This is a genomic window from Stenotrophomonas sp. YJH_SMC_138 (assembly GCF_059369855.1).
The window spans coordinates 993,034-1,012,911 of sequence record NZ_JCAFTB010000001.1 but is presented as its reverse complement, the minus strand read 5'-3'; the positions used below and the strand labels follow the sequence as shown (position 1 = coordinate 1,012,911).

At 67.2% G+C, this 19,878-nt stretch carries 15 protein-coding genes and 1 pseudogene; 9 read left to right on the top strand and 7 right to left on the bottom strand.

Features of this window, described 5'->3' with window-relative positions:
- Positions 1-18 precede the first annotated feature (18 nt).
- Entirely contained in the window at positions 19-267 is a 249-nt protein-coding gene (locus AC5P7I_RS04515; protein WP_262087807.1) for a hypothetical protein, read from the top strand.
- Between the two features lie 95 nt (positions 268-362).
- On the top strand, positions 363-2,783 hold the full coding sequence (locus AC5P7I_RS04510) for a DUF3772 domain-containing protein (RefSeq protein WP_111205618.1): 2,421 nt from the start codon (positions 363-365) through the stop codon (positions 2,781-2,783).
- Between the two features lie 500 nt (positions 2,784-3,283).
- On the opposite strand, the gene AC5P7I_RS04505 is transcribed toward AC5P7I_RS04510, so the two are convergent.
- Complete coding sequence (locus tag AC5P7I_RS04505) at positions 3,284-5,389, bottom strand: phosphoglycerol transferase I (protein WP_053496302.1); 2,106 nt, start codon at positions 5,387-5,389, stop codon at positions 3,284-3,286.
- Between the two features lie 244 nt (positions 5,390-5,633).
- Positions 5,634-7,283, bottom strand: a pseudogene (locus tag AC5P7I_RS04500) (ABC1 kinase family protein); the annotation flags it as partial.
- Between the two features lie 205 nt (positions 7,284-7,488).
- Here AC5P7I_RS04500 and AC5P7I_RS04495 point away from each other — a divergent pair.
- A complete protein-coding gene (locus AC5P7I_RS04495; protein ID WP_262087808.1) occupies positions 7,489-8,415 on the top strand; it encodes a DUF808 domain-containing protein in 927 nt (308 codons plus the stop codon).
- A gap of 320 nt (positions 8,416-8,735) precedes the next feature.
- On the opposite strand, the gene AC5P7I_RS04490 is transcribed toward AC5P7I_RS04495, so the two are convergent.
- Entirely contained in the window at positions 8,736-10,274 is a 1,539-nt protein-coding gene (locus tag AC5P7I_RS04490; RefSeq protein ID WP_262087809.1) for a diguanylate cyclase domain-containing protein, read from the bottom strand.
- A gap of 106 nt (positions 10,275-10,380) precedes the next feature.
- Between AC5P7I_RS04490 and AC5P7I_RS04485 the strand changes: the two genes are divergently transcribed.
- The 3 genes from AC5P7I_RS04485 (at position 10,381) to AC5P7I_RS04475 (ending at position 12,353) form a co-directional block, all read left to right on the top strand.
- Positions 10,381-11,016, top strand: a complete 636-nt coding sequence (locus AC5P7I_RS04485; RefSeq protein WP_195840040.1) for a Rossmann-fold NAD(P)-binding domain-containing protein — start codon at positions 10,381-10,383, stop codon at positions 11,014-11,016.
- Positions 11,016-11,723 (top strand): helix-turn-helix transcriptional regulator, encoded by a 708-nt coding sequence (locus AC5P7I_RS04480; protein WP_014648693.1) that lies wholly within the window; start codon positions 11,016-11,018, stop codon positions 11,721-11,723. Before AC5P7I_RS04485 ends, AC5P7I_RS04480 begins: the two co-directional genes overlap by 1 nt.
- A 243-nt stretch (positions 11,724-11,966) precedes the next feature.
- A complete protein-coding gene (locus AC5P7I_RS04475) occupies positions 11,967-12,353 on the top strand; it encodes a VOC family protein (protein ID WP_014648692.1) in 387 nt (128 codons plus the stop codon).
- Between the two features lie 123 nt (positions 12,354-12,476).
- Here AC5P7I_RS04475 and AC5P7I_RS04470 read toward each other — a convergent pair whose 3' ends face one another.
- The 4 genes from AC5P7I_RS04470 to pdhA are packed head-to-tail and all read right to left on the bottom strand — an operon-like array spanning position 12,477 to position 16,359.
- On the bottom strand, positions 12,477-13,865 hold the full coding sequence (locus AC5P7I_RS04470; RefSeq protein WP_053496443.1) for a dihydrolipoamide acetyltransferase family protein: 1,389 nt from the start codon (positions 13,863-13,865) through the stop codon (positions 12,477-12,479).
- On the bottom strand, positions 13,862-14,215 hold the full coding sequence (locus AC5P7I_RS04465) for an SH3 domain-containing protein (RefSeq protein WP_012512332.1): 354 nt from the start codon (positions 14,213-14,215) through the stop codon (positions 13,862-13,864). Before AC5P7I_RS04465 ends, AC5P7I_RS04470 begins: the two co-directional genes overlap by 4 nt.
- A 1-nt stretch (position 14,216) precedes the next feature.
- Entirely contained in the window at positions 14,217-15,284 is a 1,068-nt protein-coding gene (locus AC5P7I_RS04460) for an alpha-ketoacid dehydrogenase subunit beta (RefSeq protein ID WP_005414714.1), read from the bottom strand.
- A complete protein-coding gene (gene pdhA, locus AC5P7I_RS04455) occupies positions 15,277-16,359 on the bottom strand; it encodes a pyruvate dehydrogenase (acetyl-transferring) E1 component subunit alpha (protein ID WP_049404539.1) in 1,083 nt (360 codons plus the stop codon). Before pdhA ends, AC5P7I_RS04460 begins: the two co-directional genes overlap by 8 nt.
- Before the next feature lie 335 nt (positions 16,360-16,694).
- Here pdhA and AC5P7I_RS04450 point away from each other — a divergent pair, with 335 nt between their 5' ends.
- From AC5P7I_RS04450 to AC5P7I_RS04440, 3 genes are all read left to right on the top strand, one after another.
- Positions 16,695-17,570, top strand: coding sequence for a tryptophan 2,3-dioxygenase (locus tag AC5P7I_RS04450; protein WP_049404537.1), 876 nt, complete (start codon positions 16,695-16,697; stop codon positions 17,568-17,570).
- A gap of 181 nt (positions 17,571-17,751) precedes the next feature.
- Positions 17,752-19,251, top strand: coding sequence for a peptide MFS transporter (locus tag AC5P7I_RS04445; protein ID WP_014648688.1), 1,500 nt, complete (start codon positions 17,752-17,754; stop codon positions 19,249-19,251).
- Positions 19,252-19,270: 19 nt separating this feature from the next.
- Entirely contained in the window at positions 19,271-19,876 is a 606-nt protein-coding gene (locus AC5P7I_RS04440; RefSeq protein ID WP_014648687.1) for a thioredoxin family protein, read from the top strand.
- The last annotated feature ends 2 nt before the right edge of the window (positions 19,877-19,878 follow it).

The window sequence follows — 19,878 nt, the reverse complement described above, 5'->3', positions numbered from 1 at the left end:
ACCGAGGTGGAGGTGCCGATGTACCAGGTGATCCTGTTGAAGAGTGAATCCGTGTTCGCGCGCGAACAGTGGCCGCAGGTCGACGAACTGGTCGACTACGAAGGTGTGAGTTACAGCCTGCGCGCCGGCCCGCGCCAGCCGCTGCCGACCGACCACGACTGGCACCCGGTGGCGGTGTACGCGCCCGATGAGATCACCGAGGAAGAGTTCCAGGACTGGTATGCGCTGCAGCAGCCGACGGTGGAAGAGCTTCGCCTGAAGTACTGATGCGCGACGCTGGCGGGGCCGCCCATCCGGCCTTGACCGGCTCTGCCGTATAGTCGCGCGCAGGCGCGGTGGTCCGCGCGAACCGGTGTGGCTGCGTGTCTTCTTTCCTGCGATCGATCCGTGCACGGGGGCCCTGGTGGGTCCTGCTGCTGTGCACCGCCTTCCTGCTGTCCGCGCCGGTGCTGGCGCAGGATGAGGACCCCACGCCGAAGCAGCAGCTGGCGGATATCGATTCCAGCCTGAAGGATGTGGAGCGCAAGCGTGGCGATGCAGAAGCCACCGAGACGCTGGCGATGCTGTCCGAGAATGCCTCGCAGGCACGGCGCGATGCCGAGGCGCTGGAAAAGGCGCTGCAGCCGCAGCTGGACCGACTCAACGAACAGCTGGCGCAGCTGGGAACGCCGGCAGAAGGGGCCGCTGAGCCGCCGGAGCTGGCGGCGCAACGGCGCACCCTCACCAAACAGCGTGACGGCCTGGCCGCTTCGGTGGTGCAGGCCAAGGCCAGTGCCGTGCGTGCGCAGCAGCTGGCGGCGGACATCGAGCAGCAGCGAGCCGCGCAACGCACGGAAGAACTGGGCCAGAAGGTGGCCTCGCCGTTGTCGCCCGCGCTGTGGAGCAAGGTGGCCGAGCGTCTGCCGATCGATATCGCGCGGGTTGCGCCATTGGCCGGGCAGGGCCGCGATGCGCTGGTCGCCGGTATCCGCGCCCATGGCTGGGGCACGCCGTTGCTGGGCCTGCTGGCCGCGCTGGTGATGATGTTCCCACTGCGGCTGTGGCTGCGCAGGCTGGGGCGCCGTTTTGCTGCGTCCGAACGTGCGCCTGATGGTCGACTGCGCCGGTCCGGCCTGGCCATGTGGCTGCTGCTGGTGGGCACGCTGCTGCCCGGTTACGCCGTGGTGGTGCTGATGGCGGCGCTGGATGCCATCGATGCGATCGCGCCGCGCCTGCAGGTGGTGGCCGACGGCCTGGAGACCGCAACGTTCCGCGCGGCCTTCATCGCCGCACTCAGCGCCTGCCTGCTGGTGCCCAAGCGCCCGTCGTGGCGGCTGTTGAACCTGGACGACACCGCCGCGCTGAAGCTGCGCAAGTACGCCTGGGGCGCGGCGGCGCTGGCCTGGCTGAGCACGGTGCTGGTGGCCCTGGACCAGGCCACGCGCACCAGCGACGTCACCACGGTGGCGCTGGACGGACTGATTGCGCTGACTTACCTCGGCCTGATCATGGCCATGCTGGTGACCCTGGCGCGCCTGCATCGCCGGCAGACCGCCGAGGCCGAGGCCAAGCTGGAAGCGCAGGCCGATGGCGTGGGTGCAGCCACGCCGGTGCGCCGCAGCAGCTGGCTGGTACTGGCCCGGGTAGCGGGTAACATCGCGGTGGTGGCCGCCATCATTGCCACATTGCTGGGCTACCTGAATTTCGCCAAGTTCGTGAACCAGCAATTGATCGGCGGCAGCATCGTGGTGTTGGCCGCGACGTTGCTGTTCAAGTTCGTCGATGACCTGAGCACGTGGATGCTCAACGCCGACAGCAAGGTCGGCCAGACCATCCTGCTCAGCACCGGCCTGAGCGTATCGCGGCTGGAACAGGCGGGCGTGCTGCTGTCGGCAGCGCTGCGTACCATCGTCGTACTGATCGCGCTGCTGGCGCTGGTGGCACCGTTCGGCAACATCGGCGCGGTGGTGGAGCGCTTCACTTCACTGTTCACGACCGGATTCGATATCGGTGGCACCAAGCTGGCACCGGCGGGGATCGTGTTGGCGGTACTGGCGCTGCTGGCCGGCCTGGCGATCACCCAGCTGGTGCAGCGCTGGCTGACCGACACCTACCTGCCCAAGACCGAGCTGGACCTGGGCGCGCGCAATTCAGTGAGTACCGTTGCCCGATACGTGGGCATCATCATCGCGGTGATCTGGGCGCTGTCGGCGATGGGGCTGCAGCTGAGCAAGCTGGCCCTGCTGGTCAGCGCACTGTCGGTGGGTATTGGCTTCGGCCTGCAGGTGATCACCCAGAACTTCGTCTCCGGCCTGATCCTGCTGGCCGAGCGCCCGGTGAAGATCGGCGACTGGGTGAAGCTGGGTGACCAGGAGGGCGACATCCGCCGCATCAGCCTGCGATCGACCGAGATCCAGGTGGGCGACAAGTCGACGCTGATCGTGCCCAACTCCGAGCTGGTCACCAAGACCGTGCGCAACATGACGATGGGCAACAACCAGGGCCGCATCCAGATCCAGTTCGCGGTGCCGCCCAGCACTGATGTCGGCAACCTGCGGCAGGCGCTGCTGGATGCGTACACCGCGCACACCAACGTGCTGAAGCAGCCGGCGCCGACGGTCTACATCGACAGCATTGCCGGTGGCCAGATCACCATCAACAGTTTCGCGTACGTGGCCAGCCCGCGGCAGGTGTATGCAACCCGCAGCGATCTGTACTTCAGCCTGCTGCAGATCCTGGCCGAGCGGAACATTCCGCTGTCGACCCCGACCGACATCCACATCATCCGCGACCCGCAGGAGTAGGGGTTGTTTTGCAGGGCTGCGCCCTGCCCCCCCAGTAGTGCCGGCCGCTGGCCGGCAACTTCAACAGCAACAGCAACAGCTGATTTCCTGCGGGATGGCGGGGTGGGTCCGGTTGCGGGAGACGCCGTAAACCCCCAGGCCGGCCCAGCCGCTGGCGGCTGTGCGTTTCGGGCGCTTGCGAAGCAGTGCTTCGCAAGCAAAGCGCCCTCACCCATGGGGGCTTGGCCGCGGCATCCATGCCGCGGACACTCCCGCGACCGGACCCACCCCGCCTTCGACAGTTTCCCGCGATCTGTCGGAAATGCTCTTGGGGTCAGATCCGTTTTCCGGAGGAAAACGGATCTGACCCCATCTTGATTTTCGATATCTGACAGAGTGTGTCGACCAAGGTCGACACCGCCCCGCCAAACCACGGATTGCACGCTGTTGCCGTTGCTTCTGAGGTTGCCGGCCAGCGGCCGGCACTACCACGGGTGCAGGGCGCAGCCCTGCAAAGAACCCTATCCCCGTGGTCGGCTGCGCGAGGGCACCAGTGCGAACGTATCCACCGCCAGCTTCTCGGCATGGTTCAACCACGCGCGGATCTCCAGATCATCCACTTCGTGGTCCAGCCCGAACGACACGTTGATCTTGCCGTCGGCATCGGGCTGCACCCACTGCTGGGCCAGCACCACCTTGCGCTGCGAGGACACCGCCTCGATCCAGAAACCGCGATCCGGGCGCGTGCTCGCCACCAGCTGCAGCATGTACTGGCCGGCACGGGTGCGGCGGCCCTTCTGGGTGATCATGTGCGCCTGGCGCACGCTCGGGCGCGGGCCCTGGAATGCGTCCAGCGGTGCATCGACCGCGATGCCGCCGCGCAGGTCGTTGTCGCGGTACAGCTTGATGCCGTTGTCGCGGTTGACGAGCAGGGCACACCAGTCGCCGTCGGCCGAGCCGTCCTCGAATGCGGTGCAGCGATCAACATAGGCCAGCGTGTTGTCCGGATCCGCGTCATCGAACTGGCGCGAGGTGTTCTCCAGGTAGACCGACTTCAGCCCCCAGTCCTTGTCGTACTCCAGCAGCACCGGTGGCTGCACGTGCTGCAGGCCGACCACCACCTGGTCATCGCCATCGATCTTCAGTTCGCGGGTCGGTTCGCCCAGCCACAGTGAGCGGGCGAAGGCCAGGTACTGCGGGTAGTCGCGGCCACCATCGCGCCGGGCCGCCACGCTGGCGCTGGGTGCGCGTTGGCTGTCGATCAGCGAGCGGCCAAAGCCCATCGTTTTCAGGTTCGGGTCCAGCAGGCTGAGCAGGGTCGCACCCGAATCCAGGGTGGTGCCGGCGTCGGCGCTGAGCTGCTGCGGGGCAATGCCATCGCCCAGGAACAGCAGCAGGTTCTCGCGCTTCTGCCGGGTCAGGATGTGGGTCAGATCGTTGGGCATCGCCAGGTGGTCGGAGGCGATCACGATCAGCGTGTCCTTGCCGTACGGGCTGGCCTGGATGCGCTGCACCAGCTGCGAGATCAGCCGGTCGCTGCACTTGAGCGCGTTGAGCATGTTGATGTTGCCGTACTGGCTCTGGTAGCGCTCGCCCTTGCACGATACCGGCAGGTGGCCCGCCGGGTGGTGGGTGTCCATGGTCAACGTGGTCAGCATGAACGGTGAACCGGCACGCGAGAGCTGCTCGAAGCGCTGGTAGGCGGTATCCAGCAGCACGTCGTCGTGCACGCCCCAGGCCGAGTAGTGGATGCGGCCGATCTTCTTCTGCTGCTTGAACCATGCCAGGTCGTGCACTTCATCGAAACCGTGGCTGGCCAGGAACTGGCCCTTGCCGGCGAACTGGCCGTTGGCACCGCCCAGGTAATGGTTGGTGTAGCCCTGCTGCTTCAGGTAGTCGCCCAGGCAGACCGCCTTGGGCAGGAAGCTGCCCATGCGGTCCATGCTGTTTTCATCGCCCTGCGAGGTGGTCAGCGGCACGCCGCACATCGACGACACCAGGCCGGCGATGGTCCAGCCGCTGCCTTCGGCCGAGGCCAGCCCACGCACGTCCAGCGACTCGGACGCCAGGCGGTTGAGGTTGGGCATCAGGCCGGGAAACACGGCCTCGTCCAGATAGGTGCGTTCCAGGCTTTCGCCGTAGATCCAGACGATGTTGCGCGGGCGCTGCAGCGGCTGCGTCGGCACCTGGTACTCAGGGGCGATGCGGGCGAAGTCGACCGGGCGCAGCTGCTGGTACAGGCGCTGGCCGTCACGGGCCAGCGGGCTGATCATGATCGTGGCCACCCACACGGCCGCGAAACCGGCGAACAACGCGCCACCGTGGCCGGGCCGGCGCCAGCGCTTCACCCGTGTGGCGAACAGTGGCAGCAGCGAGACCAGCGCCAACACGATGAAGCCGGCGATGTAGCCCTTGAAGTCGGAGACACCGGCACCTTCCATGTCGGCGCCGAGGTGGTACAGGGTGGCGGCATTAAGCCCATCACCGGACAGCTTGTCGATCAGCCACCACGCGCTGAGCATCAGCAGCAGCAGCGAGAACGCGCCGGCCTTCCACCACACCCACTTGTCGGACGCGAGGAACAACCAGCACAACAGCAACAACGACAGCAGCAGTATCCAGAGCATAGGCAGCTTCGGCAGTGACGGGGTGGTGGTGATGGACGTCGTACCGACGCGTGTCCATCCGACCGGCGCTGCCGCAAGCACATGCATGTGACAGGCCGATGACCCGATAGTGCATGCACGAACCTGACTGAAATGTTTGTTGAAATGACGCGCGCGTAATCGCGCTCAGAAGGTAAAACGAGCGTGAAAGGGGTAGCTGGATTGCATTAAAAACTGCATGAATACGGGCGTTTTCGTCGATGCGCTAGCGATGCCCGCGTTCTTCGCGTGCCCGCGCACGACGGTCGAACAGCAATGCACTGGTTACGATGCCCAGGCCGAGCACCACGCCGATGAACAACAGGATCAGGGCGATGAGCGGGTAACCGAACAGGTGCCAGCCGGTGTCGATCCTCATCATCATCGCGGCGGCCATGATCAATGCGGCGCTGATGATGCCGGCCGCCACGCGGTTGGCGATCTTCTGCAGGTTCTCCATCAGCCGCGATTCTTCCAGGCCGGTGACCTTCATCTGCAGGCGGTTCTCGGCCAGCAGCGCCATGATGTCCGACAGCTTGCGCGGCCCATCACGCAGCAGCTGCTGCAGCTCCATCGCCTCGCTGGCGATGTTGGCTGCAGACAGCGACTTCTTCAGGCGCGCACGCATCACGTGCTGCAGCTGGCGCTCGACGATGCGGCGCGTGTCCAGCTCTGGCGCCAGCAGCCGGCACACGGTTTCCAGGTTGAGCAGGGCCTTGCCGAGCAGGCTCAGTTCCGGCGGCGTGCGCAGGCCGCAGGCGGTGGCGATGCGCACCATGTCCAGCACCACGCGGCCTTCGGAGAAGCTGCCACTGGCCGCATAGCGCGCGATCAGCTGACCGGTTTCGCGCAGGTAGCGCTCTTCATCGAAGGCCTCCAGCCGCGTGCTGATACTGATCAGGTCATCGGCCACTTCCTCGCCACGGCCGTCGACCGCCGCGAACAGGATCTTCAGCAGACGCTCGCGCAGGCGCGGCGGCATGTGCGCGACCATGCCCAGATCGAAGATCGCCAGCCGGCCGTCGGGCATCACCCGCAGGTTGCCTGGGTGCGGGTCTGCATGGATCTCGCCATGCACGAAGATCTGGTCCAGGTAGCCGCGGATCAGCGCCGCCGCCAACGGGTCCATGTCCTGCTCGGTGCGGCGTACGCCGGAGATCGCATCCACGCGCACGCCGGTGGCAAGCTCCATCGTCAGCACGCGCTGGCTGCTGTAGTCCCAGATCGGCTGCGGCACCCACAACCGGCGGAACGGCCGCAGGTGCCGTCCGAAGCGCGCCAGGTTCTCGGCCTCGGCGTGGTAGTCCAGCTCCTGCATCAGGGTCTTGGCGAACTCGTTGAGCCAGTCGCGCAGGCGCACGCGGCGTCCGACCTGGGTCAGGTGATCGGCGGCCAGCGCGAAGCTGCGCAGTGCCTCCAGGTCCGAGCGCAGCTGCGCGGCCACTTCAGGCTTCTGCACCTTCACCGCCACCTGGCGGCCATCGTGCAGCACCGCGCGATGTACCTGCGCGATCGAAGCGCAGCCCAACGGCTCGGGATCGAACGAGGCAAACAGCTTGTTCACCCCTACGCCCAGTTCCTGCTCGATGATCGCGTGGATGCGCTCGACCGGGATCGGCGCCACCTTCTCCTGCATGCGCTCCAGCGCCGTGGCGAACTCCACCGGCACCATGTCCGGCCGCGTGGACAGCATCTGGCCCAGCTTGACGAAGGTCGGCCCCAACGCTTCCAGGTCGCTGACGAACTGTTCCGGATTGCCGTCGGCGGGCACGTCGGCCTGGTTGCTTGCCGCATCCAGGTTCATGCCCGAGAACACGCCCGAATGGCGGTAGCGCATCAGCAGGCGCAGGATCTGGCTGCGCCGGCTCATGCCTTTGACCAGCGGGGGATTGCCATTGGCGGCGGACGGATTGCTCAAGCGGGACTCCCATGCGACGAAGACAGGTAGCGCCGGCTGCGGGCCGGCAATGTCCGGATTCCGCAGTGTCGCCGGGGGGCGGTGGGCATGCGGTGAACCCGGTGTCTTCCGCAGTCCACACCGGATCGGTCAGAATCCGCCTATTCCCTTTCTTGGACGCCCCATGGCCGGTGCCAGCCTGTTCGCCCTGCTCGACGATATCGCCACCCTGCTCGACGATGTCTCGGTGCTGACCAAGGTCGCCGCGAAGAAGACCGCCGGCGTGCTCGGTGACGATCTGGCGCTGAACGCGCAGCAGGTCACCGGGGTCAACGCCAACCGCGAACTGCCGGTGGTCTGGGCGGTGGCCAAGGGCTCGCTGGTCAACAAGGTGATCCTGGTGCCGGCGGCCCTGGCGATCAGTGCGCTGGAAGCCTGGCTGCACAGCCGCGGCTGGAACGTGCCCCTGATCGTGCCGCTGATGATGATCGGTGGTGCCTTCCTGTGCTTCGAGGGCGTGGAGAAGCTGGCGCACCGCTTCCTGCATTCGGCCGACGACGATGCCGAGCGCCAGACCGAACGCCGCAAGGCGCTGGCCGACGCGCAGGTGGACATGGTCGCGTGGGAGAAGGACAAGGTGAAGGGTGCGATCCGCACCGACTTCATCCTTTCGGCCGAGATCATCGTACTGACCCTGGGCGTGGTCGCCACCGCATCGTTCACCAACCAGCTGGTCACGCTGGCCGTGGTTGCACTGGCGATGACGGTCTTCGTCTATGGGCTGGTGGCGGGCATCGTCAAGCTGGATGACGTGGGCCTGTACCTGTCGCGCAAGGGTGGGGCTGTTGCCGCCTTCGGTCGCGGCCTGGTCGCGTCGGCACCGTGGCTGATGAAGTTCCTGTCGGTGGCCGGCACCATTGCCATGTTCCTGGTCGGCGGCGGCATCCTGGTGCACAACGTGCCGGCGCTGCACCACGCAGTACAGGCGCTGGGCGGCGAGGGCCAGTGGGGCTGGCTGGTCAGTGCGGTGGGCAACATGGTGGTGGGCATCATCGCCGGCGCCATCGTGCTGGCGGCGGTGACCGGGTTCCAGAAGCTGCGCGGCAAGTAGTCGCCGGCAGGTTCCCCGGTAGAGGCCGACCTTGGTCGGCGCTTTGTTTCCCACGCGTGCCAACCAAGGTTGGCACCTACCAAAGCGGTTCAAGGTGGTCGGCATCGTTGCCGGCGGGTTCCCCGGTAGAGGCCGACCTTGGTCGGCGCTTTGTTTCCTGCGTGTGCCAACCAAGGTTGGCACCTACCAAAGCGGTTCAGGGTGGTCGGGATCATCGCCGGCGGGTCGCCGGGTAGAGGCCGACCTTGGTCGGCGCTTTGTTTCTGCGTGTGCCAACCAAGGTTGGCACCTACCAACGTAGTTTGCTGCGGGCCGGACGGTCAGCTTGCCTGCACGCGGTTCTTGCCCTGTCGCTTGGCGGCATACAACGCGTCATCCGCACGGCGCAACAGGGCCTCGGTGTCGTCGCCGGGTTGCCATTGCGCCAGCCCGGCACTGAAATGCACCGGTACTCGCCGGTCCTGCACAGTCAGCACGCGATGCGCCAGTGAACGCTGAAGGCGCTGCACCGTGGCCATGCTGTCGGCGCCCTGGGTTTCCGGCAGCACCAGTACGAACTCGTCGCCGCCCAGCCGCGCGATGCCATCGGTGGCGCGCAGCAGCAGCTTGCAGACGGCCACCAGGTGCTGCAGCAGTGCATCGCCACCGGCATGACCATGTGCATCGTTGGTCTGGTGGAAATCATCCAGATCGATCACCGCCACGCCCAGCGGCGAGTTGTTGCGTGCGGCACGGGCCAGCTCGCGTTGCAGCAGTTCGTCCAGGCCGCGGCGGTTCAGCGCCTGGGTCAGTGGATCGATGCGTGCCAGGTCACCGGCCGCGCGCAGTTCCTGCTCCAGCTCGGCGATGCGCTGCTCGGCACGCTCCACTTCCTGCCGTGCGTTGGCCAGGTGATCGCGCGCCTGCGCGGCCTGCTGCTGCACCTTGCCGGTGTCGCGCATCACGTCCTGCAGCAGCTGGTTGAGGTCGGCGATGCTGCGCGCCTCGCGCAGCTGCAGTGCGTAGCTGCCGATGCGATCGTGGTACTCGCCGGTGCTGGTGGCCATGCCATCCATGCGCTCGATGAACTCGCCCATCAGCCCGCGCATCGCCGCCTTCGAATCGTCGATGCCCTGGCGCAGCAGGCCCTGCTTGTAGATCACTTCGCGCAGTTCGGCGCGGGTGCGCTCGACCGCCTCAGCTTCCAACGGCCCGTCCAGCAGCTGGCGCACCGCGGCGATCTGGCCCTGCAGCCAGCTGCGGTCATCCAGCAGCTCGCTCACGTTCTCCAGCAGCAGCGCGAACAGCTCCAGCAGCAGCGCCTGCTGCTCCTGCCAGCTCTCGGCACGCACGCCGACCTGGTGGCCAAGTTCGCGCACGCCCTGCTCGATCGGTTCCAGCGCCGTGCCTGGCTGCCACTGGCGCAGGTGCATGGCCAGTGCCTGCGCCTGTTCGCGCAGGTCCGGGTCGTGCTGCAGCAGCGCCACCACCGCGCCGCCCAGCAGCAGCCGCAGCTGCTCGGACAGGCGCAGGCTTTCGGGTTGCCCATCCGGCGAATGCTGTTCGATGGTGCGGATGTACTTGTCGATCAACTGCCGCATCGCGCGCCCGTAGCGCGGCCAATCGGCGCTGGCCTGCGCCGACTGCAGGCGGTCGCCCATGTCGCCCAGCTCGCCGGGCAGGGTGGCCATGCCGTTGGCGAACGCGGCCAGCAGCGGTTCCGGCGCGTCGGCGCCTGCGAACAGCTGCTGCAGCGCCACGCCACCGCCGCCCTGCAGCACCACGCGGTCGCCCAGCCCATCGTCCACCACCGCGCGCACGCGTGCCGGCGGCCCAAGGGCGGTACCGGGGGCAGGGCGGTGGTCGGGCTGGTCCGTCATGGAGCGAATCCTGGGGGCTGGCAGGGACTGGTTCCAGCATATCGGCGCGGCCGCCGACGGCTTGAACGGCTAGGATGGGCGACAGGATGCCGCAGTGGAGGTGGTGATGCGCGTGATGTTGCTGGGGGCGACCGGCCTGGTCGGTGGGCTGACCCTGCCCCGGCTGCTGGACGACCCGCGCTGCAGCGCCGTGATCGCCCCGACCCGTCGCCCGTTGGGCGCAGCCCACGGGAAGCTGGAGAACCCGGTACTGGCCTTCGATGCGCTGCCCGCCGCAGCCGGGTGGGCGGGCGTGGACGCGGTCATCTGCGCGCTCGGCAGCACCATTGCCCAGGCTGGCAGCCGCGAGGCCTTCCATCGCATCGACCATGATTACCCGCTGGCGTTCGCCCGTCTGGCGCAGGCGCAGGGTGCGCAGACCTATGTGCTGAATTCCGCAGCCGGTGCCGATCCGCGGTCGTCGATCTTCTACAGCCGGGTGAAGGGCGAATTGGAGCGCGATCTGCGCGCGCTGGGCTTCACCTCGTTGACCCTGGTCCGCCCAGGGTTGATCGGCGGCGAGCGCAACGAGGTGCGGCGCGGTGAGCGTCTCGCGCTGAAGGTGCTGGGCGTGCTGGGGCCGGTACTGCCGCGGGCGTGGCGGATCAACCCGGCCAGCGAGATCGCCAAGGCGCTGGTCGAGGCCGCGCTGGCCCCGCAACCGGGTGAGCACGTGGTGGCATCGAGCGCACTGGCCGGCTGATGTCGCGTGCGCTGCGCCTGACCCAGCTCCAACAGCTGCTGCGCCGCCATCGGCGGCCGGTGGCCGGCCAGGTGCTGGCCGACGCGCTGGGAGTCAGCCTGCGCACGCTGTACCGCGATATCGAAACCCTGCGCGAGCAGGGCGCCGACCTGCGCGGCGAGGCCGGCGTCGGCTACCAGCTGACGCCGAGCGATACCCTGCCGCCGATGACCCTGCCACCGGCCGAGATCGACGCGCTGGTGCTGGGCCTGCGCTGGGTTGCGGCCCGTACCGAACCCGCGTTGGCCGAAGCCGCACGCGATGCCCTGGCGCGCATCGCCCATGTGTTGCCCGCAGCGCGGCGCGAGGCCCTGCGTGACAGTGGCCTGCGGGTGGGCCCTTCGCGTGCGGCGGCCAAGGTTCCCCCAGCTCGTCTGCAGGCCGTGCGAGAGGCTGTCGGTTCACAGCAGCGCCTGAAGTTCGGCTACGAGGACGCGCACGGCCAGCGCAGCGAGCGCATCGTCTGGCCGTTCGCGCTGGGCTACTTCGATGAGGTGCCGATGCTGGCGGCGTGGTGTGAGCGCCGCGAGGATTTTCGCCATTTCCGCCTGGATCGCATCCGCCAGGTGCGCGTGCTGGAGGAGCACTACCTCGTACCACGCGCCACGCTGCTGCGGCGCTGGCAGAAGGCGCAGGGCATCGCGCCGGACTGGCTGGATCGTTCGTAGCGTCGGGCCTGCTCGACTGCTGCTGCGTTCTGCTTCCTGCCTCTGGGGGAGGGCGGCCTTCGCACTTTGCTCCTGGTAGTGGGCGAGCTTGCTCGACCGCCTTTGATCTTCGCGAACAGCAGTCGAGCAAGCTCGACCTCTACCAGGGCAGGAGCGACAGCAGTAGAGCACGCTCGCCGCTACTGACAGAATCTGTCAGCAGGGCCGTACCACCATGATCGCTCCCAACAACGGAGCTTCCCCATGTTCACGCCCAGCACCCTGCTGCAGTACGTGCGCGACGTCGCCACCAGCGCCACCTTCTACAGCGGCATCCTCGGCAAACCGCCGGTCGAGCAGTCGCCTGGCTTCGCCCTGTTCCTGCTCGGCGATGGCGCCGCACTCGGCCTGTGGCAACGCGATGACGTGCAACCGCCGGTGTCTGCGCAGGCAGGCGCCGCCGAACTGGCGATGGTGGTCGCAAACCCCGAGGCCGTGCAGCAGATGCACGATGCGTGGCGTGGGCTCGGCGTGCAGATCCTGCAGTCGCCGGTGACGCTGGAGTTCGGCCATACCTTTGTCGGGGCAGATCCTGATGGCCACCGCCTGCGTGTGTACAGCCGCGCCGAAGGCATGGTCGCGCGCGATTGATCGCCCGCATTGTGTAGATCCACGCCATGCGTGGATGCCGGAAAAAAAACGCCGGGCAATGCCCGGCGTTCTCTCCAAGTCATGTGCCAACCAACGGTTGGCACCCACCGGTCAGGTGGCCGATCAGCTGGCCAGTGCCAGGTCGTCCATCATCGCGCGCAGGAAGCGGGCGGCTTCACCGCCCGTGGCTGCGCGGTGGTCGAAGGTGACCGACAGCGGGATCACCTTGTGTGCCTCCACGCCGCCCATCACCGGGGTCATCTGGTGGCGGGCACGGCCGGCACCGACGATGGCCACGCACGGCGGCACCACGACCGGGGTCGCGTAGCGGCCGGCAAACATGCCGAAGTTGGACAGCGAGATGGTGTAGCCACTCAGTTCCGACGCCGCGATCGAACGCGATTCCACCTGCTCGCGCAGGCGGTTGACGCCTTCGCGGATGCCGCGTGCGTCGAGCATGTCGGCGTTGCGCAGGGCCGGCACGAACAGGCCGTCGTCGGTGTCCACGGCGATGCCGATGTCCACCTGCGCGTGCAGGGTGCGGGTCAGTGCTTCGCCGTCGAACCAGGCGTTCATCGCCGGCACCTTCTGCGCGGCGACCACGATCGAACGCACCAGGCGCGCGGTGACGTCGTTGCCCGGCAGCCAGGCGTGGATGTCGGCGTCGTCGTTCAGCGTGGTCGGCACGACCTTGCTGTGCGCATCGGCCATCACGCGTGCCATGTTGCGGCGCACGCCCTTCAGCGGTTCCGGCTGGCCCTTGGCGACCACGCCCGGCGGCTGGGTACGCATCGGCTTGCCGGCGGCGGACAGCGGGGTGCGGGCTTCGCTCTGCACGGGGGCAGACACCTGCGCCGGGGCCGGCGCGGCATAGGCAGCAGCGGCAACCGGTGCCGGAGCAGCGCCGAGCTTGGCGGTGCCATTGGCGGCGGCCTGCTTGACGTCGGCCATGGTGACCGCGCCATCGGTGCCGGTAGCGGCCACGCGGCTCAGGTCCACGCCCAGCTTGCGGGCCATCGCACGCACGGCCGGCACGGCCTTGACGCCACCGACGGCCAGCGCCTGTTCGGCATGCACGGCATTGGAGCTCTGCATCGCGCCGACCACGGTACCGGCGTCATCGCGCTCGGCCGCGGCGGGCTTGGCCTCCTCGGCGGCAACCGGAGCGGCCGCAGCCGGCAGCGGCGGCGGGGTCGGTGCGGCCGCCGGTGCAGCGTGGCCATGGCTGTGGCCGGTGTCCTGGCCATCGGCTCTCTGCGGCAGGTTCGGGTCCAGTTCGAAGCTGGCCAGCACCGAGCCGGTCGGGATGATGTCGCCGGCGCCGCCGGACAGCTTCAGCACCTTGCCGGAGAACGGCGAGGGCACTTCCACCACGGCCTTGGCGGTCTCCATCGACACCAGCGGCTCGTCCAGCTTGATCACATCGCCTTCCTTGACGAACCACTCGACGATGGTCGCGTCCGGCAGGCCTTCGCCCAGGTCGGGCAGGTTGAAGTTCTTGGTCTGGCTCATTTGCAGTTCTCTTCCAGCAGTTCCAGTTCGCGGGCCGGCAGCCAGCCCGTCGCGCCATTGGCGCGCTCGGACCACCACCACCCGCCGTGTTCGTGATGAAGCTTCACCATCTCGCCGCTTTCCACATCCAGCTCGCGGGCGTCGTAGTCGCACAGCGCTTCGGCGCGACCCTCGTCCAGCAGCTGCAACCAGGCGATGGGCGCCCATCCAGCGCGCCCATCGTTGGTGCGTACCCAGGCAAACGCCGGCCATTCCTCGTCACGGACACCTACTTCGACGATCTGGCCGGTGCGGAACCGGAGCGGGTTGGGATACTGGCTGCGGTAAGCCCCCAGAAGGCGGGCCCGCATGTCAGCCGGCCGCCACCGCGCGCTTGGCCGCAGCCACGATCCGCTCAACGCTCGGCAGGTACTTCATTTCCAGGCGGAACAGCGGAATGTGGGTGTCGTAGCCAGTGACGCGCTCGACCGGTGCCAGCAGGTCGTAGATCGATTCCTCGGCCAGGCGCGCGGCGATCTCGGCGCCGAAGCCCGCGGTCTTCGGGGCCTCCTGCACGATCACGCAGCGGCCGGTCTTGGCCACCGATTCGGCGATGGTGGCGAAGTCCAGCGGACGCAGCGTGGCCACGTCGATGACTTCGGCACTGATGCCTTCGCCGGCCAGCTTGTCCGCCGCTTCCAGCGCTTCCTTCACCTGCGCGCCCCAGGTCACCAGGGTCACGTCGGTGCCGTCGCGCAGCACGAAGCAGACGTCCAGCGGCAAGGCTTCGCCGTCGTTGACGACCACTTCCTTGTACTGGCGGTAGATGCGCTTGGGCTCCATGTAGATCACCGGATCCGGCTCGCGGATCGCGGCCAGCAGCAGGCCATAGGCACGCTGCGGCGACGACGGCAGCACCACGCGCAGGCCCGGCACGTTGGTGAAGATCGCCTCGTTGGCTTCGCTGTGGTGTTCCGGCGCGCGGATGCCACCGCCCCACGGCACGCGCAGCACCATCGGGCAGTGCAGGCGGCCACGCGTGCGGTAACGCAGGCGTGCCGCGTGGCAGACGATATGGTCGACCATCGGGTACATGAAGCCGTCGAACTGGGCTTCGGCCACCGGCTTCATGCCCTGTGCGGCCAGGCCGATGGTCAGGCCGGCGATGGTGGTTTCGTCCAGCGGGGTATCGAGGATGCGGTCCGAGCCGAAGCGCTGCTGCAGCCCGGCGGTGGCGCGGAACACGCCGCCGTTGACGCCCACGTCCTCGCCCAGCACCAGCACCGACGGGTCGTGTTCCAGCTCCCAGGCCAGCGCCTGGGTGATGGCTTCGATGAGGGTGATCGGGGTGGTGGTCATGCTCTCTTCTCCGCGCGCGACCGCAGCGCTGTCGGCGGCGTTGGTGTGCGCGCCGGGCGCGCCGTTCTTGATCTCATCCATGGCGCTTCTCCAGGGCGATCGCCTGGGCACGCTGGGCCAGCAGGTCCGGCGGCGGATCGGCATACAGGAAGTCGAACATCGCCTCGACCGGCTGCACCGGCGTGTTGAGGTACAGGTTCACTTCCTCGTCCACGCGCTTGCCGCACTCGGCGACCCAGGCGCTTTCCTCATCCTCGCTCCATACACCGGCGTTGATCAGGTACTTGCGCAGGCGCAGCATCGGCTCGCGCTGCCAGGCATCCTTCACTTCAGCATCGTCGCGGTAGCGGCGCGCGTCATCGGCGGTGGTGTGGTCGGACAGGCGGTAAGTCATCAGTTCCAGCACGGTGCCACCGTCGCCGGCCAGCGCACGTTCGCGCGCCTGCTCCATGGCAGCCAGCACGGCGATCAGGTCGTTGCCGTCCACCTGCAGGCAGTGCAGGCCGCCAGCCAGGCCCTTCTGCGCCAGCGTTTCGGCACCGGTCTGGGCCGAACGCGGGACCGAGATGGCCCAGCCGTTGTTGACGATGCACAGGATCAGCGGGAGCTTGTAGGCGCCGGCCGAATTCAGTGCCGCGTAGAAGTCGGTCTTGGAGCTGCCGCCGTCGCCGCACACCGCCACGGCGATCTGCGGTTCCTTGTTGAGCTTGAACTTCAGCGCGGCGCCTGCGGCATGCAGGCACTGGGTGGAGATCGGCACGCAGAACGGGAAGTCCTTGGCCGCGTTGCCGCCGTAATCGTTGCCGCGTTCGTCGCCGCCCCAGTACATCAGCACGTCGTGCGGGCGCACGCCACGCATGAACATCGCGCCATACTCGCGGTACGAAGGCGCGAACACGTCGTCCTTCTGCATCGCCGCGCCGATACCCACGTGCGCGGCTTCGTGGCCCAGGCAGGCGGCATAGGTGCCCAGCTTGCCGGTGCGCTGCAGTGCGATGGATTTGCTGTCGAACGTACGTACGAACAGCATCTGCTTGAACAGCGGTACCAGGACCTGGGGGTCGCGCAGCGACGCGGGCAGGTCATCGCGGACGAGTTTGCCGTCCGTGTCCAGGTACTGCAGGTATTCGATCTTGAATTCAGCGGCAACCGTCATTGCGTACTGCACCTTCGACAGAGAAGTTACAAATGATATGAATCGCCATGTTAAGGAACGCGTACGGAATAGCCTTCCTGCGCCGCAACACGGCAACGTCCTGTTTTACCCCTGCCGGCGGGTGGGGGGCCAATAACAACAACGTATTCAGTCGTTGCTGCAAAGCATCAGAATACGCCTCTGGCTGACTGCTGGCGCAACGACCCGATCGGTTCCACGCGCAGGCCCCGCATCGGCCAATGCTCCACGGGGCACCGCACGCCCCGGTATGGACCCGGCGGCTGCCAGCGCGGCGGCAACGCGCTACCCTTGCCGCCCCCGATCTGGTCCCGCCCATGTCCGTCGACAACAACCAACGCGATCTCGAAGCCGGCATCCACACCGACCTGCAGGGACGCCTGACCTACGGCGGCTACCTGCGGCTGGACCAGCTGCTCAGCGCGCAGCAGCCGCTGTCCAACCCGCCGCACCACGATGAGATGCTCTTCATCATCCAGCACCAGACCTCGGAGCTGTGGCTGAAGCTGCTCGGCCACGAACTGCGTGCGGCGATCGGCTTCCTGCAGCGCGATGAAGTCTGGCAGTGCCGCAAGGTGCTGGCGCGCAGCAAGCAGGTGCTGCGCCAGCTGACCGAGCAGTGGTCGGTGCTGGAAACGCTGACCCCGTCCGAATACATGGGTTTCCGCGACGTGCTGGGGCCGTCTTCGGGCTTCCAGTCGCTGCAGTACCGCTACATCGAGTTCCTGCTGGGCAACAAGAACGCGCAGATGCTGCAGGTGTTCGAGCACGACCCGGCCGGGCAGGCGCAGCTGCGCATCGTGCTGGAGGCGCCGAGCCTGTACGAGGAATTCCTGAAGTACCTGGCCCGCTTCGGCCATGCCGTGCCGGCGGTCTACGAGGCCCACGACTGGACCCAGCCGCACGTGGCTGACGACGCATTGCAGCCGGTCTTCGAACGCATCTACCAGGACACCGACCGCTACTGGCGCGAGTACGCGCTGTGCGAGGACCTGGTGGACCTGGAGACCGCCTTCCAGCTGTGGCGATTCCGACACATGCGCACGGTGATGCGCGTGATCGGCTTCAAGCGCGGCACCGGCGGCTCGTCCGGCGTGGGCTTCCTCGCCAAGGCGCTGGAGCTGACCTTCTTCCCCGAACTGTTCCAGGTGCGCACCAGCCTGCAGGCGGCACCCCCGGCAGAACTGGGCTGACCCCCATTCAGCTTGGACCCCGGCCATTGGCTGGATCGTTTCAGATGCAAGTTCAGCGAGCAGGCTGGCACCTGCCCCAAACGGCGTGTATTTGACGTGAACGGCAGAAGTCGGTGATCCTCGCGCGTTGCTCCAACTGCACAGCGGACGTGCTCGTCATCCACCGAACCAGGAAATCCGCATGAGCGTAAACGCCACTGCGAACACCCCAGAGCCGGCGCTGCCGGACTTCAAGACCACGCTGGGCCACCCGCGCCCGTTGTGGATGCTGTTCATGACCGAGTTCTGGGAGCGCTTTGCGTTCTACGGCATCCGCTGGGCGTTGGTGCTGTACATCGTCGCCCAGTTCTACAACGGCAGCGCTGCCGGTGAAGGCGACGCCAGCCGCATCTATGGCGCCTACCTGGCCCTGGTATACGCCGCGGCGATCTTCGGTGGCTACGTGGCCGACCGGGTACTGGGCTACCAGCGCTCGATCCTGACCGGCGCGATCATCATGGCCGCCGGCCTGTTCATGATCTCGCTGCCGCAGGAGCACATCTTCAAGCTTGGCCTGGCCACGATCATCGTAGGCAACGGCCTGTTCAAGCCCAACATCTCGACCATGGTCGGCAAGCTGTACGGCCTGAAGGACGAGCGCCGCGACTCCGGCTTCACCATCTTCTACATGGGCATCAACATCGGCGCGATGATCGCCCCGGTGCTGACCGAGTACCTGGCCCGCAAGGTGTTCGGTACCGACGCGATGCCGTCCTACAAGGTCGTGTTCATCGCCTCGGGCGTGGGCATGCTGATCTCGCTGGTGTGGTTCTACATCGGTCGCGCCGGCCTGAAGGGCATCGGTGCACCGCCGGCCGGCGCTGAAGGCTTCGGCCGCATCATCATGGTGCTGGCCGGTGCCGTGGTCGCCATCCCGGTGGCGTACTTCCTGCTGGCTACCGGCGCCACCGCGCTGGCCTGGATCCTGGGTGCGATGTTCACCGCGCTGGCCATCCTGCTGCTGGTCGAGGGCGTCCGCGAAGGCAAGGTGCAGCGCGACCGCGTGATCGCCATGCTGATCATCTTCGCCTTCAACGTGATGTTCTGGATGTTCTTCGAACAGGCCGGCAGCTCGTTCACCTTCCTGGCCGAGAACATCGTCAACCGCCAGTTCGGTGACTGGACCTTCCCGACCGCGTGGTTCCAGTCGGTCAACTCGGTGGCGATCATCACCCTGGCCCCGGTCATTGCCTGGATCTGGGTGGCCATGGGCCGCGCCAATCCGTCCATCCCGCGCAAGTTCGGCCTGGGCCTGCTGTTCAACGGCGCCGCCTTCGCCCTGCTGATGTTCGCCCTGTCGCAGATGGTCGTTGACGGCAAGATCCCGTTCTGGACCCTGTTCATGGTCTACGTCATCCAGTCGGTGGGTGAGCTGTGCCTGTCGCCGATCGGCCTGTCGATGGTGACCAAGCTGGCCCCGGTGCGCCTGGTCGGCTTCGGCATGGGTGGCTGGTTCCTGTCCACCGGCATCGGCAACAACCTGTCGGGCATCTTCGCCGGCGTGGTCAGTGGTGAAGGCGGCATGACGGTCGAGTCGGCCCTGAAGGGGTATACCTTCGGGTTCTGGGCCCTGATCGGCTCCGGCGTGGTGCTGTTCCTGATCGCCCCGCTGATCAACAAGCTGATGCACGGCGTCAAGTAATGATGAGAGGGTAGAAGGCATGCGCAGCAAGCTCGGTGGTGCAATGGTGGTGGTCTGTGCGGCGCTGATCGGCGCCTGTTCGCAACCGCAACCGCCTGCCGCCGCCGAGCCCACGCAGCCCCTGGATACCCGACCCACCGAGCCACCGGTTGCTGACCCCAGCGAACCGGTGGCCTCGGGCAACACCCCGGTGGCGGCGGACATCGCCGCCATCGCCGGGCTCGGCGCGCAGTTCGACCCGGCCCGCAACCCCGCCGACGACCTGGCCACCGCCAAGGTGGAAGCCCAGCGTGGCAAGAAGCGGATCCTGCTGGAGGTCGGCAACGCCGCCTGTGAGCGCTGCCGGGCGCTGGACGACGTGGTGGAAGGCAACGGCGACCTGCGTCGCTTCCGCGATGCCCACTACGTGTGGGTGAAGGTCAACGCCAGCGACGAGCAGCCCAACACCGCCTTCTTCGCCCAGTACCCGGTGATGGCTCGCGACTACCCGTACCTGCTGGTGCTCGATGCAGATGGCGGCCTGCTGGTATCGCAGGCCACCGGCGAGCTGCGCAGGGGCGAGGCGTTCCAGCCTGCGCGGGTGAGTGCCTTCCTCAAGCAGTGGGCGCCTGACAAACCGGAATAGGG